Annotated in this window: 10 protein-coding genes; 8 read left to right on the top strand and 2 right to left on the bottom strand. The window is 69.2% G+C overall.

What is annotated here, in order from left to right:
• Positions 1 to 10: 10 nt before the first annotated feature.
• The 6 genes from I5071_RS02280 to I5071_RS02255 all read left to right on the top strand — a co-directional run bounded on the left by I5071_RS02280 (position 11) and on the right by I5071_RS02255 (position 8,931).
• Positions 11 to 1,282, top strand: coding sequence for a hypothetical protein (locus tag I5071_RS02280; RefSeq protein ID WP_236520225.1), 1,272 nt, complete (start codon positions 11 to 13; stop codon positions 1,280 to 1,282).
• On the top strand, positions 1,279 to 2,418 hold the full coding sequence (locus I5071_RS02275; RefSeq protein WP_236520224.1) for a PAAR domain-containing protein: 1,140 nt from the start codon (positions 1,279 to 1,281) through the stop codon (positions 2,416 to 2,418). Before I5071_RS02280 ends, I5071_RS02275 begins: the two co-directional genes overlap by 4 nt.
• Positions 2,419 to 2,505: 87 nt before the next feature.
• Entirely contained in the window at positions 2,506 to 6,378 is a 3,873-nt protein-coding gene (locus tag I5071_RS02270; RefSeq protein ID WP_236520223.1) for an RHS repeat-associated core domain-containing protein, read from the top strand.
• 42 nt (positions 6,379 to 6,420) lie between these two features.
• Positions 6,421 to 6,906, top strand: a complete 486-nt coding sequence (locus I5071_RS02265) for a hypothetical protein (protein WP_236520222.1) — start codon at positions 6,421 to 6,423, stop codon at positions 6,904 to 6,906.
• A gap of 167 nt (positions 6,907 to 7,073) precedes the next feature.
• Complete coding sequence (locus tag I5071_RS02260; protein ID WP_236520221.1) at positions 7,074 to 7,637, top strand: hypothetical protein; 564 nt, start codon at positions 7,074 to 7,076, stop codon at positions 7,635 to 7,637.
• A gap of 778 nt (positions 7,638 to 8,415) precedes the next feature.
• Positions 8,416 to 8,931 (top strand): barstar family protein, encoded by a 516-nt coding sequence (locus tag I5071_RS02255; protein ID WP_236520220.1) that lies wholly within the window; start codon positions 8,416 to 8,418, stop codon positions 8,929 to 8,931.
• A gap of 51 nt (positions 8,932 to 8,982) precedes the next feature.
• Here the strand turns inward: I5071_RS02255 and I5071_RS02250 are convergent, their stop codons facing one another.
• Entirely contained in the window at positions 8,983 to 10,455 is a 1,473-nt protein-coding gene (locus I5071_RS02250) for an AgmX/PglI C-terminal domain-containing protein (protein ID WP_236520219.1), read from the bottom strand.
• 221 nt (positions 10,456 to 10,676) lie between these two features.
• On the opposite strand from I5071_RS02250, the gene dnaJ reads away from it, so the two are divergent.
• On the top strand, positions 10,677 to 11,741 hold the full coding sequence (gene dnaJ, locus I5071_RS02245) for a molecular chaperone DnaJ (protein WP_236520218.1): 1,065 nt from the start codon (positions 10,677 to 10,679) through the stop codon (positions 11,739 to 11,741).
• Positions 11,738 to 12,517 carry a patatin-like phospholipase family protein gene (locus I5071_RS02240; protein WP_236520217.1) on the top strand — a complete coding sequence of 260 codons (780 nt, stop codon included), beginning with the start codon at positions 11,738 to 11,740 and terminating at the stop codon, positions 12,515 to 12,517. The genes dnaJ and I5071_RS02240 overlap by 4 nt, the downstream gene beginning before the upstream one ends.
• Here I5071_RS02240 and I5071_RS02235 read toward each other — a convergent pair.
• Entirely contained in the window at positions 12,495 to 14,828 is a 2,334-nt protein-coding gene (locus tag I5071_RS02235; RefSeq protein WP_236520216.1) for a transglycosylase SLT domain-containing protein, read from the bottom strand. The two genes, I5071_RS02240 and I5071_RS02235, sit on opposite strands and share 23 nt — an antisense overlap.
• Positions 14,829 to 14,884: the final 56 nt, after the last annotated feature.

Genomic DNA, 14,884 nt, shown 5'->3' with positions numbered 1-14,884 from the left:
GGAGCGACCCGTGCAGAGAAAGCTCGAGGCCATCCATCGCACCCTGCGCGACTTCGGCCATCAGCGGCGCGACCTCACGTTGATCGTCCGCGCGCGTGACCCCGACGTACCGCTGCTCGCGAAGCTCGCCGAGCGCACGCGTCAGGAGCGCCCGGACGACCTCGTCCTCGTGTTCGCGCACGCCGTCGACTCCGCGGCCGCCTACGTCACGACCATCGTCGACTACGTGCGCGCCGAGATCGAGGACCTGCGCGCGCGACCCGAGGGCGACGAGGCTCCGCCGCCCGTGCCGGCGCTCGTGCTCGACGCCGCAGCGCCCCCGACGCGTCGCCTGCAAGAGCTCGCCGCGTACTTGCGCGCGTGCACGCCGACCGACGACGGCCGTGTCGTGCTCATGCTCCTGCCTTCTGCGGTGCGAAACCCGCAGGCATGGGCCGAGATCGCGTCGGGTCTCTTCCTACGCGGCGAAGTGGAGCCCTGGATGGTCCGCGCGCGGTTCGTGCTCCGCGACGATCCACGCGCGCAAGTGCTCGTCCCGTTCGTCGATCAACACCGACTCGCCGGCGCCGCCATCTACGAGGTCGACCTGCGGACCAAGGCCATGATCGACGCGCTCGCCGAGGAGGCGCGAGACCCGAGCGTGCCGCGCCCCCAGCGCATGATGACCATCCTCCAGCTCGCATGCCTCGACTTCTCGTATGGTCGCCTCGACGAGGCGCTCGCCAAATACGGCGCGCTCTACAACTACTTCGTCGAGAGCGAGAATCCCGCTGCGCAAGCGTTCTGCCTCCAGGGCGCCGGCGACACACTCCGGAGGCTCGGCCGACTCGCGGAGGCAAAGGCTCGATATCAGCAGGCGATCGCAGTCTCGACGAGCGCGAGCCTGCCGGCGGTCTCGCTGAACGCTGCGCTCGGTCTCGGAGAGACTTGCGCAGCGCGACAGGAGCTCGCGGAGGCGCGCCAGTGGTACACGCTCGCCGACCAGATCGCGTCGCAAACCCTCAACGGCGTGGTCCGGTGCGATCTCGCCGAGAAGCTCGGCGCGATCCACCTCGCGGCGCGTGACTACGGCGGGGCGGCCACGATCTGGCTGCGAGGCGCGGAGCTCTCGCGCGAGCAGCGCTATTTCACACGCTGGGCCGCCATCCTCGAGCGACTCGCTGCGCTCTATCGAGAGGCGCGAATGCACGACCAAGCACGTCAAGCGGAGACCACGTTGGGTCAAGTGCGCGCGCTCCTGTCGCGCGGTCACGCAAGCTGCGACTGCGGGGTGTTCGCGTGACGATCATCAACGACATCGGTTGGGCGCGCATCGAAGGGTTGATGTCCTCGGACGAGCCGCCCGCAGAGGGCGATCGCGTGCGCAGCCCGGGCCAGGACATCCCGCTCCGCTCGCCGCGCGAAGGCCACCCGATCGGCGCGAACACCGGCTTCGTGCCGATCGACGTTCTCTCCGATTGCCTCGATCGCACGATCGCCCCATTCGTCGATGCGCCGCCTCCCGAGCAGGGCACGTGGGGAGCGATCGCCCAATATGGAGGCGGCATCGTCGGCCTCGCGAGCGCGATCCCGGATCTCGTCGACACGGCCATGTCGCAGATCCCCGTTCCCTCGATCATGGAGATCGTTCCATTTCCCGCCGCGACGATCATGTCGCCGCACATGGGCACGCCCCACGGGCACCTCCATCCGCCGAGCTTGCTCCCACCGGCACCGGTACCGATCCCTCTGCCCAGCTTGGGAATGCCCGTCCCCGCAGGCTGCGTCAGCGTACTGATCGCTGGGTTCCCTGCGCTGCGCTGCGGCGACATGGGCCTGGGCCTGACGTGCGTCAGCCTCGCTCCCGCGTTCGAGGTGATGACCGGATCGCGGAACGTGTTCATCGGCGGCCAGCGCGCGGCACGAATCTCCGACATCACGATGCACTGCAATCCGATCGCGCTGGCCACGGTGGGATCGGTCCTCAGCGACATCGCGAACGTGGGCATAGGGATGGCAAACGCCCTCGCCCATCAACATGCCGCCGAGGAACGCTCTGCTTCCGCCGAAGAAGCGCGCGAACAGGTCGAAGAGGCGAGCTCGGAGGCCGAAGCCGCGGCAGCCGCGGCGGAAGCATCGGGAATGGCGGCCCAGGCCGTCGGCGAAGCGCTCGCGGGCACGATGGCCGCGCTGCAGGCGGTATGCGACGCGATGACGGCGACGCTCAAGGCGCTGCTGGGCACCGACGTCGGCGTCGCGCCCGGTGTGGGCATCGTCTCGATGGGCTCGACGACGGTCTTGATCGGCGGCGCATCGATGCCGAGCGCATCACTCGTCGTGGGGCATCTGCGCGAGTCGTTCGCGCGCCGTTCGTGCCGGAGCCGGTCGCGCGTGGTGCGGTGGCTCGGCGGCCTCGTGGGTCGGCCGGACTGCGCCTGACGATTCGTACGCAACGCGCGTCGCGCGCGGCCGATTGGTCAGCATGCGCGCGCCGCACGTCCCCACCTCGTCGGCCGGAGAGCGGTCGTGAGCGACTCACGTCGCGAATGCACGGCGGGCTCGAGGCCCGGGCTGGTCGGCGATCCGATCGACGTGGTCACCGGCGCCGTGCTCGACCGTGTCGCCGACTTCCGCGTCGCGGACGAGCCGATCCCGTTCGTGTGGCGGCGCTCTTACGACAGCACCCGCTCCGACACCGATCGCGGCGTCGGGTGGGGCTTCGCCCACGAGCTCGACCACACGCTAGAGTGGGACCTCGACGGGGTGCTCTACCGGCGTCCCCACGACCCGCCGGTCGCGTTCCCGCACGCCTTCGCCGAGGGCCTCGTCGGTGCGGCCGGGGGGCTCGAGCTCGAGCGCGTCGATGCTCGACGCTTCGTCGTGCGCGGCCACGCAGCGCCCGATCGTCATTTCGAGCGCGCGCAGGGCGCGTCGTTCGCGCGGCTCGTTCGCATCGACCAGGATGGCGCGTCCCTTCGGCTCGAGCACGACGGTCTGGGTCAGCTCACCACCGTCGTCCTCCCGTCGGGCCGACGTCTGCGCGTCGATTGGGAGCGCGGGCACTTGGTGCAGGTCGTCCTCCTCGACTCTGTCCGAGGCGGCAAGGCGCTGATTCGCTATCGCTACGACGAGCGCGGCTGTCTCATCGAGGGTCGCGATGCCTACCAGCAGACGTTCCGGCTCGCGTACGACGCATCGCGACGTGTCACGCGCACCGTCGATCGTCGCGGCTACGCGTTCTCGTTCGAGTACGACCACCACGGGCGATGCGTGCGCTCGGCAGGCGATGACGGTGTGCTCGAGGTGCGGCTCGAGCACCGCACGCAGGAGTGCGTGACCGTCGTTCGCGAGTCGAGCGGAGGCGAGTGGCTCTATCAGTACGACGCAGTCGGCGCCCTCCTGCAGGTCGTCGATCCGTTCGGCGGCGTACGCCTCTGGGAGCGCGACAGCGCGGGTCGGATCGTGCGCGAGGTCGATCCGACCGGCGCGACGACGCAGTTCGAGTACGACCCGCGCGGCGCGATGATCGCGCGCATCGAGCCGAGCGGACGTCGAGTCCCGCTGCCCGAGCCCGACGATGCGCTACCGCCCGATGCCCATCGCGTCCCCAGCTGCGCGCTGCAGTGGGAGCTCGGAGATCTCGAAACGCTCGACTTCGACGCGGCCACCGCGTTTCCGGAGACGACCTGGCTCGCGCCAGAGCGCTCGCTCCTGCGAACACCCGCGAACGAGCCCGCGCTCGTCGCGGTCCGAGACCGACGGGACGAGCAGGGCCTGCTGCTCGCGCAACAGCGCGATGGTGCCAGTCGCACTTGGGGCCATGACCCGAACGGCAACATCCGCCGTTACACCGACTTCGACGGACGCACGTATTCGAGCGAGCACGCGTCGTGGAACCATCGCGTCCTCGAGCGTGATCCGCTCGGCCGCGCGACGCGCTTCACGTACACGAACGCCGAGAAGCTCGCGTCGCTGCTCGATCCCGGCGGCACCCTGAGCGAGTATCGCTATGACGAAAAGGACCGCCTCGTCGAGATTCGTCGCGCCGGCACGACGCGGGACCACTATGCGTACGACCTCGCCGACCGGCTGATCGCGAAACGAGACGCGTTCGGCCGCGTCCTACTCGAGCTCTCGTATGATCCGACTGGCTTGCTCGCGGAGCGAAAGCTCGCGAGCGGCGATGTCCAGCGTTTCCAGTACGACGCGCGCGGCCGCTACCGCGTGGTCGAGAACGATGCGGGAAAGGTCGCGTTCGACTACGACGCGTGGGGCCATCGCGTCGCAGATCTCCGAGACGGGCTCGGCGTCGAGCACCGCTACGTCGGCGATCGCCTGGTCAACACCCGCACGCTCGGTCGCTTCGACATCAAATACGAGCGAGGGCCGGATGGCTCGGTTCGCATCGTCGACCCCACGGGCGCTGCGCATACCGTACATCGCCTCGCTCCCGGCGTGTTTCGTCGCGAGCTCGCCGACGGTGCGAGCGAGCTAGTCCAATACGCACCGGACGGTCGCTGCCTCGCAAAGGCAATGTCGACGGCCTCGGGCGACGCATGGTCGCGGGAGTACGCCTACAGCGGCGAAGGTGACCTGATCGCGGCCCGCGACTCGGCCCGCGGCACGACCTACTACGAGCACGACGTCGCTCATCAGCTCGCGAGCGTCCGCCACGAGAACGCCCCCGAGCCGAGTCGCCATGTCTACGACCCCGCCGGCAACCTCCTCGAAAAGCCCGGCCTTCGCGGGGTCACGCTGATCGAGGGGAATCGCCTCTACGCAGCGAACGGCGACGCTTTCGAGTACGACCATCGCCACCACCTCGCGGTCCGCCGTGGCCCCGACGGGGGAGAGACTCGATTCCACCACGACGCGCGCGACCAACTCGTCCGCATCGATCTCCCCGACGGCAGCACGTGGAACGCCGAGTACGACGCGGTCGGCCGCCGTACGAAGAAGCGACACGAGACGCACGAGACCACGTATTGGTGGGATACCGATCGCCTCGCAGCAGAGCGGCTCCCGGACGGGCGAGTTCGCATCTACGTCTACGTCGATGACTTCGCGATGGTCCCCGTACTCTTCGTCGAGTGCGCGGATATCGACTCAACCCCCGAGTCAGGTCGGCGCTATTACCTGTTCACCGATCACCAAGGTACGCCCGAGCTGGTCCGCGACCAGGAAGGCGAAGCGGTCTGGTGGGCGCGAAGAGAGCCCTATGGACTCGTCGTCGAGGGTGGACACGAGTTCCATCAACCGTTCCGCTTTCCCGGGCACTTCTGGGACGCAGAGACTCGGCTCCACTACAACCGATTCCGCTACTACTCGCCCGAGCTCGGCAGATATCTCGAGAGCGATCCCTGGGGCGTCGCGGGCGGGATCAACGTCTACGCATATTCGGAGAACCCCCTTCGCCAGGTCGACGTCCGCGGACTCGCGTGTGACGGTGACGCGCGCGCACGCTCCGAGCACGAAGACGGTCCTACCACCGAGCACGCAGTCGCCCCTGCGCCCATGCCGCACGGGTTGCGGGGCGCGCGTCGCGCGTGGCTGCGTCTGCGGAACTTCGCGGCCAGCTTGCTTCGACGGTTCGGGCTTCTTAGCACGCCGCAGTCCCATCCGATGCTCGCCGGGCTTCGTCCGGAAGTCCGCGCGATTCTCGCACACTCACCGACTCTGCAATCCGAACTCCAGACATTGGCGGCTGATGGATGGACGATCAGCTACAGCCCACCTCCCGGGTCGCAGCATCAGACCGGGTCGTACTGCGACCGCAGCAACAACTGGATCAGGATCGATCCGAGCTCAGGGAACGCAGGGTACGAAGCAGCCGTCGTCGCACACGAAGCTGGGCATGCCCGCTATACTCCCCAGGCGCCCGTGCCACCGAACGGACTGACTCGGGCCCAGTTCGTGGAGAGGAACACGCGAACTCACCTGGACGACGAAGCCGAGGCCCAGCTCATGGCGTCGCGCGCCGCCTACGAAATCTACGTCAATGGTGGCCCCGATATCGCCGTCCCTGGCAAGGATGCGCAAACCTACCGCGCGCTCTACGAAGATTACGACAGCGGATTCTCGACGCGCTCCGAGTTCATACAGGACACAGGCGACACGATGGGTTCTGAGACGATGAGTACAACTGGCGCCCAATACCGAGCCGCGTATGACAACCACTATGGACTGTGGTGGGACACCTATGTGGCTCCCCCGTCGTCGGGAAACCCTGCGCAGCAGGGCTCCGGGGGAGTAGTCGGGACCGGCAGTACGGGAACTGGAACGGGCGGCAGTGGAACGGGCGGCAGTGGAACGGGCGGCAGTGGAACGGGCGGCAGTGGAACGGGCGGCAGTGGAACGGGCGGCAGTGGAACGGGCGGCAGCACAACCACCGTACCCTGATTACGGAGAGCGCGAGAACAGCGCCACTTACGATCGTTCGAATTGAACCTCGACAACCAACACCCAGAGCACCGGAATCGCATCATGTCCGATTCGCGCAAGATCCTCAGTGCAGCAATTATTCAGATCGCGCGGCTGAGCCCGCCGACTGCGCAGTCTGTCCAGACGATTTTGGGGGGCCAATGGCGGCGCGTGAATCACGGACTGTGGACGGAGTGGGTAGCGGCAGAGGACTCGACACCTGATGGCGTAGTATCCCTCTCCTTCGCTGAAATGCCCCATTCGACTCGCCAACGTGCATCGCTGAGAGTCGCGCTGGGCGGCAGTTCACAAGGCGCGGAACACACACTGCAGGAACTGCGGCGCTCGTTCACGGAATGGCTCCCCGTCGTGAACTCGATTCCGACCGGCGGATCGATACCGCTAGTTTCGGGCGAGCGAACCAGCATCACGCCCAACGCCATCCTCACGATCCGACGACACAACAATGGCCAGCCCGAAGGCATTTTCGTAGAGTGGTTGCGCTAACCTCAGATCGGTTCCGTCACGCCGCCGTCGGCAGGGTCCAGCGAGGGAACGCCGCACACGATCCCCAAAGCGACTCAAGAGGGAGGGCTTCGAGAACCTGGAGCTGAAGGATGACTCTCACGAAACGTGCGATGTCGTGGCTCGCGACGCTCCAACGCGAGACTCCGATGCCCACGATGCAGGTCGAACGACTTATTCGCGATGCCGGAGGTACCCCGCACGCGGTGTGGCTCGATTTCCAGGAACGCTTCGGCGGCTACATCGAAGTCGTCGGGCCCGACGACTTCGCGATCTGGGGCCTCGCTCGGGCCGCAGATGCCAAACTACCTCCGACATGGAGCGAGCCCAATAGGGTCCATATCTCTCCGGGCTACGATGGCTTTCCCGAGGCCATCGCGTGCGCCGATGCGAACCCGGTGCATCAATACGAGTTGAGGGCGGATGGATGGTTCGCCGGAATCGGCGGCCCCTGTCCCTCCTTCGACATGAAAGTCGAGCGCCACGGCGTGATGCACGAGTTCTACTCGCGTGGGGTTGTCCACGAGACGCTGGTTACGAGGCAGAGCGATGCCCCCGAGCACCAGCGATTGCTCCAGGACATGGCGCAATGGTTGGTCGTAGAAGCTTCGAGCGACGGCGCACAATTCTTCTTGGCCCCCCGACGGCTGCTACGATTCTACCCCCGGGTCAGGCAGATGATTCTCCTTGAGATCGCGTCGCCTGCTGCGTGACAGCTCCGCTCCGAAGTGGCGAGGCGAGATCGAGCACGACAGATGGCGGATGGTCTTCGCGGCGAACATTCCGCCTTTCGAGCTATTGGATGGGTGCAGCTGAGGCCAGATCTCACGAGGAGCCTGGATCGTAGAGGCGGTTGACGTGAACGGCGAGCAGCGACCGGGTCGACTGGAACGTTCCGAGCGTTGCCCGGAGCAGGATACGGCCACGCGCGCAACCAGTACGCGTACGATCGCGCCGACCGGCTGATCTCGAAACGAGACGCGTCGGCAGCGTCCTACTCGAGCTCTCCTTCGACCCGACTGGCTTGCTCGTCGAGCGACCGCTCGCGTCGCCGCTCCGCTGGCGAAGGCACGCGCCGGCGGTTCGCTGAGCCCCATGCAGTCACGCTGTTCGACGAGGTCGCGGAGAGCGACGTGCTGCCCCCGCCAGAGATGTTGCGAATGCTCGCCGAGGTGGCGCGAAGTGGAATCGCAGGGAAGTTCTCGGCGTCGAAGTCCCACGATATTGCCGCACGGCTGTGGAGCGAGGTCCAAGCGGTGGACCGTCGCGGACAACGCCTCGAGTTCTTCGTTGTGACGCGCTGCTGGCGAGGCGGAGGACGCAACCTGGTTGTCGAAGTCCGCCGAGGCGAACCCGCCGATGTGAGCTCGCTATCGCAGCCGGCGATCCGCCCGCGCTTCATCGAGGTCGAAGTGAACCGCCGGACCGCAGTCCTGCCGACAGCGTCGCAAAGAGCCGGAAGCGCCTCTGCTGCGAGAGGAGTACGACTCGATGCAAGCGGCGGCGGCTGCTGCTGAAGTCCCGAGTTTCGAAGTACGGATGATCACTCTGCACTCGCACGAGCTGACACTCCAAGAGATTCTTGAGTTCGAAGCACGTTTGCGATCGGTCATAGTTCGCGCTCTGGAGTCGACGCCCAACGGGCTGAGGTTCGAAGGCGAAGTCTCGCGATTCTCGAACATGAGCTCTTTCGAAGATCGGAAAGTGGAGTCGAAGATGCGACACGGGCTCGCTGGCAGCCGCGTACGCAGCGAATCGGACTTCCATCGCGAGCTATCGGCGCTGTTGGATTTCGGGCCCCACTACGGCTGCAATTTGAACGCGCTCTGGGATCGACTCTCGGCCGACCTAGAACGCCCCATCCTGCTCGTCTGGACGAAGTCGGAACAATCGCGGGCCGCGATGGGCACCGCGACGTTCGATGCGATCGTGGCCGTTCTCGAGAGGACGCGGCGGCAGGATCTCGATTTCGGCTGGTCGGACCGCTTCGACTATCGAGTCGAATGAATCAGGCCGCGGATCTCGTGATCCGCGGCCCGATTCATCTCCATCTCCGGCTCAGTTCGTCTGGAACACGAACGGGTACGTGACTGCCGTCATCCCGTCGGTCGCGGGGAACTGCCACCTTCGCACCGCCTGGAGCACGCACTGCTCGACTTCGGCGTTGCGCAGATCACTTCCGTTGCTCACCACCGCGGTCGTCACGCGCCCTTCCGAGTGCACCGTCCATGCGACGCTCAGACGGCCCTCGAGGTCCGGGCGCTGCTGCAGCCCCTGCTCGTAGCAGTGGCGCACCTGACCGCGGTTGCGCGTGACCACGAGGCGGATCTGCTCGCGCGACAGGCCGCCCGCGACCTGACCGCAGTGTCCGTCCGGACCCCGCGCGCACTCCAGCCTCGGCACGCGCGAGGTGTGATCACCACCGCGGTCCGGCATCCCGATGCTCGCCGATCCACCCGCCATTCCCGGCGCGCACTGCGCGACTGCCGCCGCGTGGCCCTGCGTCGACTCGATTTGCTGGAACGTCTCGCGACCGCACGTGCCGAATCCCGTTCCGAGCCCACCGACGCCGATCGTGCCCTGACCGCACGGCTGGCCCGGCAGACAGCCGCCGCCGCGACCCACGCCGTTCATCCCGAGCCCGCCGAACCCGCGCGAGAAGCCCGCCTGGTCGGCCATCAGCGCGCCGTATGCGTCGTCCGCCGAGAACCCCATCGCGTCCGCCGCGCCATAGGGCGACGACACCGCGCTCATGCTGCGCGTGAACGCCGCGATCGTGCCGAGCGCGCCCGCGCTCGTGACGCTCTGGCGATCGAGTGGCACGCGCTGGTCCTGGCGATCACCACGCACACGCACGCCACCACCGGTGCTGCGCGTCTCGTCCGGCGCCCCCGCCGCGCCCTCTTCACCCGGCGAAGGCTGCCCCGACTGCGCGCCGCGCGTCGCGTCCTCGAGCGCGACCTCGGGGATCACCTCCTCGCGCTCCTGCGCCATCGCGTCGAGGCGCACCTGGACCCAGCGCTGCTGATCGTGCGTGAGATCGAGCGAGAGCGCGCCCGCGTTGGGCGGCGAGAAGAGCAACGAGAACAAGAACGCGCCGTGCACCGCGAGCGAGACGCCCGCCCACCGCCAGCTCGCGAAGTCGGGCCGCGCCATCGGCGTGCGCTCGATCGTGGGCGCACCCTCCTGCACGAAGAACGTGAATGCACCGAGCTCGATCTCCGCGCGCGTCGCGGGATCGATCGCGAGCGAGCGCGCGCCCGTCGCATCGCTGGTCGCCTCTGCGCTCACGTCGATACCGTCGCGCGACGCGCGAAGCATCGCGCCCGAGGGCACGCGCAGCAGGAACCCGCCGGTCCCGTCGCTCTCCACCAGCGCGAACCGCTCGATGCCCGCGTCGGCCGGCAACAGGAAGTGCGCGGCGCGCTCGCCGATCACGACGGAGCCGCCCGCCTTCACGCTGACCTCGCCTTGCGGGTTGCCGCCCCAGCTCATCACGACCTGCACCCTGCGCTCGCTCGCCTGCGCCATCGTCGCTCGACCTCCTCCACGAGACGGAGCTGTCCCTCCCGGCGGCCACGCCGGTCGGGGGCTCGTGCGCACGCGGTGCTCTCGCCCGCTCGCGTCCGCGCGCTCGCCCGTCTCGTTGGGTACCGACACCGCTCTTTCGCGCGGGTTCCGTGCGGCTTGACCGGAATCGTTTCCGACTTATCGTGGCCCGCCTCTTCCGAGCCCTCGCGACCAAAGAAAACATGGCCAAGCGCGACTACTACGAAGTGCTCGGGGTCGAACGGACCGCGACGCTGGCCGAGATCAAGAAGGCCTACAAGAAGCTCGCGCTCGAGCTCCACCCCGACCGCAATCCCGGTGACGCGACGGCGGAGGAGCGGTTCAAGGAGGCGAGCGAGGCCTACGGCGTCCTCCAGGATCAGGAGAAGCGCGCCGTCTACGATCGCTACGGACACCAGGGCCTGCAGGGTCAGGCCGGGTTCGGGAACGTCGACGACATCTTCTCCAGCTTCCAGGAGATCTTCGGCGACCTCTTCGGGTTCGGCGGTGGCTTCGGCGGTGGACGCGCCCGTCGCGACGGGCCGACGCGCGGCGCGGACCTGCGCACCGGCGTGGTGCTCACGATGGCCGAGGCCGCATTCGGCGCGCAGAAGGAAGTCACCGTGCAGTTCCCCTCGCCGTGCACGGCGTGCGACGGAACCGGCGCGGAGGGCGGCAAGGTGCAGGTCTGCCAGACCTGCAAGGGCGCCGGTCAGGTCGCGCACGCGCGCGGTGGGTTCTTCCTCGGGACGACGTGCCCGACGTGCCACGGGATGGGGCGCATCGCGACGAAGGCGTGCGCAGAGTGCGGCGGTCGCGCCGAGGTGCCGGTCGAGCGCAAGGTGAAGGTCGCAATCCCCGGTGGCATCGACGAGGGCCAGAGCCTCCGTCTATCCGGGCAGGGTCAGCCTGGTCGCAAGGGCGGGCCTGCCGGCCATCTCTACGTGACCGTGCAGATCGAGCCGGATCCCCGCTTCGTGCGCGACGGGAACGAGCTGCTGCACGAGCTGCACGTGTCGTTCACGCAGGCCGCGCTCGGCGCGGCGCTGAAGGTGCCGACGCTCGAGGGCGAGGCCGATCTCAAGCTGCCGGCGGGCATCCAGCCCGGCGAGCACGTGAAGGTGCGCGGCCAGGGCATCCCGCGGCTCGACGGACGCGGTCGCGGCGACCTCGTGTGCGTGGTCCAGGTCGACGTCCCGAAGAAGCTGAGCGCGAAGGCGAAGAAGCTCCTGCTCGAGCTGCAGGAGACGTTCGACAAGGAAGGATGACGCGCGCGCGTCCGACGCTGCGCGAGTGGCTCGGAGAGGGTCCCTTCGCGCTCGCGATGTCGTCGGGGTTCTTCGGATTCTTCGCGCACACGGGCGTGCTCTCGGTCCTCGATGACGAAGGCCTCGTTCCTTCACGCGCGGCCGGCTCGAGCGCGGGCGCGCTGGTCGCGGGCGCGTGGGCCTCGGGGCTCGATGCGGGGGCGCTCGGGCGCGAGCTCGAGGCGCTGCGGCGCGAGCACTTCTGGGATCCCGGCGTGGGCGCGGGGCTGCTCCGAGGCGCGCTCTTCCGCGCGAAGCTCGAGTCGATGTTGCCGGCGCGCCGCTTCGACCGCGCGCGCGTGCCGATCACGATCTCGACGCACGACGTCGCGTCGAACCGCACGCGTGTGATCGACTCGGGGGATCTCGCGGCCGCGATCCACGCGTCGTGCGCGGTGCCGCTGATGTTCCATCCGGTGCGCGTCGAGGGGCGCTGGCTCGTCGACGGAGGCGTGTCGGATCGACCGGGGCTGCGCGGCGTGCCCGAGGGCGAGCGCGTGCTCTTCCATCACCTCGCGTCGCGCTCGCCGTGGCGGCGGAAGAACGATCCCGCGCTCGAGGTGCCACGACGCACCGGGCTCACCGCGCTCGTGATCGACGCACTGCCGCGCGTCGGCCCGTATCGCCTCGGTGAAGGCCTGCGCGCGATGAAGGCGGCACGCGATGCGACGCGGGTCGCGCTCGATCGTGCGGTCGACGACGGACGCGTGATCGTCAGCGCGCGGGAAGCGTCGTAGGCCAGCTCGGCAGCCGACCTTCGTCGAGCCACGCGTAGATGCCCCACGTCTGCAGCACGCGTCGCGAGTAGCGGCGCGTCTCGTCGTACGGGATCTCCTCGATGAACTCGTCGAGCGCGCGATCACCGCGCTCGCGCAGCCAGCGATCGACGGCGCCCTCGCCCGCGTTGTACGCGGCGGGCACGAGCGCGTGCTGCGGATCGTAGCGACGACGCAGCCCGCTCACGTAGCGCGCGCCGATGCGCACGTTGACCTCGGGCGTGCGCAGCGCGCCGGGATCGCTGGGGAGTCCGAGCGGACGCGCCACCCGCTGCGCGGTCGGCCGGATGATCTGCATGAGGCCGTACGCGTGCGCGACGCTGACCGCCTCGGGCCGGAAGCTCGACTCCTCGCGCGCGATCGCGCGCACGAACGACGCGGGCACGCCCTCGTTCTGCGCGGCGTCGTCGATCAGCGGGTGGTAGGCGCGCGGATACGCGATGCGCCAGAGCGCGAGCGCGCGGCCCTCGGGCATCGAGGCCATGAGCGGCGCGCGCAGGCGACGACGCGCGAGCTCCATCGCCTTGCTGTGCGCGCCCGCGCGATCGAGCAGCGCCGCCGCGAGCCACAGCGCGTCGGGCGTCGCGTCCTCGGCGAGCAGTCCCGCCTGCTCGAGCTCGCGCTCCGCCCACGCGATCTCACCGACGCGCAGGAGCGCGACCGCGCGTGCGAACGCCGGTCGATCGAGCTCGTCGCGACGCGCGAAGCGGAGCGGCGGGAGCGACGCGCTCGACGTGGGCATCACCGCGCGCGCCCGCGCTTCGTCGAGGGTCGCGAGGCGCGCGACCGCGTGCTGCGCGTAGTACGCGAGGGGCAGCGCGCGCGCGAGCGCCTCGTACTGCGCCGCCGCGTCGCTCGCGCGATCGAGCTGCTCGAGGACGCGACCGCGCCAGTACGCGGCGCGACCTCGTACGTCCTCGGCGCTCTCGCCGCTCGCCTCGTGCGCGCCCGGACCTTCCGCGAGCGACGCGTCGAGCTGCGCGAGCGCATCGGCGAGACGCCCCTCGCGACGCGCGTTCCACGCGAGCAGGAAGCGCGCTTCGCCGCGCATGTCGCCGCTCGCGAAGTCGTTCACGATGCGCGTGAGGCGCGCGCGCATGCCATCCGCGTCGGCGCGCTCCTCGCAGAGGCGCGCCGCGTTGATCAGCGCATCGTCGGCGAGGCGATGGCCGGGGAGCTCCTCGGCGAGCACGTCGTATTGCGCGATCGCCTCGGGGTACGCCTGGAGCCCGGAGTACGACTTCGCGGCGTAGTAGCGCGCCCACGCGCGGACGTCCTCGCGATCGCGGCACTCGTCGGCGACCGCGACCAGCAACGTCGATGCCTCGCGACGCGCGCGACGCCGGTACATCGAGCGTCCCTGCGCGAGCCGCACGTCGCAGCGACGGGCGCGATCGTCGCGAAGGCGCGGCACGATCGCGGCGTACGCGTCCTCGGCGCCCTGGTGGTCCATCGCCGCGGCGAGCGCGTCGGCGCGCGCGATCTGCTGATCGATGGAGGGCGATGCGAGCGCACGACGGCGCTCCGCAGGAAGCGATGCGAGCACCTCGTCGGCGCGCGCGAGCGCCTCGCGCCCGGCGCGCGTGCCCGGTCCACGCGCATCGATCCCGCGCAGCAGCGAGAGCGCCTCGACGCGCGCATCGACGTCGTCGCGCGCCGAGAGCATGTCGGCGAGCGCGCGCTCGAGCTCGGCGCGCGTGGCGTTGCGCGCATCGGGGATCGCGGCCCGCAGCCGCGCTTCGCCGTCCTCCGCACCGCTGCGGGCGCGGGCGAGCGCCTCGAGCGCGCGGGCCTCGTCGCGCCCCGGGAAGTCGAGTTCGAGGAGCGGCGCGAGCGACGTCGCGGCGCTCGCCGGATCACTCTCCATCGCCGCGCGCGCAGCAGCGAGCCGCGCCCATCCGCCGAGCGGCCTCGCCACGTCGATCGACGACCACGCCTCGCTCGCGCGCGGGACCTCGCTCGCGCGCTCGGCACTGCGCGCGGCGATCCACACCAGCGCATCGCGATCGGGCTCGCCGTCGCGCGCCGACGCAGCGAGCGCGATCCGTCGCGCCTCGGTCGCGTCGTTCGCGTCGAGGCGCGCGCGCGCCACACCGAGCGCGCACGTCGGGTCGACGCGCGCGATGTCGGCATCGAACCCCGACGGTGCGCTCTCGGTCGTCGCAGGCTCGGGGTCGGCGTGCGACGGTGTGGGGCTCACCTGCGAGTGACACGTCACGCACAGCGCGGCGAGCGCGCCGAGCAGCGTGCGACGCGACGCAGCCCCGAACATCCAGAGCCACTCTAGGGAGCGAGATCGCACCGGGCAAATTCCCCGCGCCATCCAAC

Source organism: Sandaracinus amylolyticus, assembly GCF_021631985.1.
Lineage (GTDB): Bacteria > Myxococcota_A > Polyangia > Polyangiales > Sandaracinaceae > Sandaracinus > Sandaracinus amylolyticus_A.
Note: the sequence above shows the minus strand (reverse complement) of the source record. Positions and strands in the feature narration are given on the sequence as shown.

Coding starts and splice junctions, on each gene's coding strand:
- I5071_RS02235 (WP_236520216.1), bottom strand. CDS start 14,828: ATGTTCGGGGCTGCGTCGCGTCGCACGCTGCTCGGCGCGCTCGCCGCG.
- dnaJ (WP_236520218.1), top strand. CDS start 10,677: ATGGCCAAGCGCGACTACTACGAAGTGCTCGGGGTCGAACGGACCGCG.
- I5071_RS02240 (WP_236520217.1), top strand. CDS start 11,738: ATGACGCGCGCGCGTCCGACGCTGCGCGAGTGGCTCGGAGAGGGTCCC.
- I5071_RS02255 (WP_236520220.1), top strand. CDS start 8,416: ATGCAAGCGGCGGCGGCTGCTGCTGAAGTCCCGAGTTTCGAAGTACGG.
- I5071_RS02260 (WP_236520221.1), top strand. CDS start 7,074: ATGCCCACGATGCAGGTCGAACGACTTATTCGCGATGCCGGAGGTACC.
- I5071_RS02250 (WP_236520219.1), bottom strand. CDS start 10,455: ATGGCGCAGGCGAGCGAGCGCAGGGTGCAGGTCGTGATGAGCTGGGGC.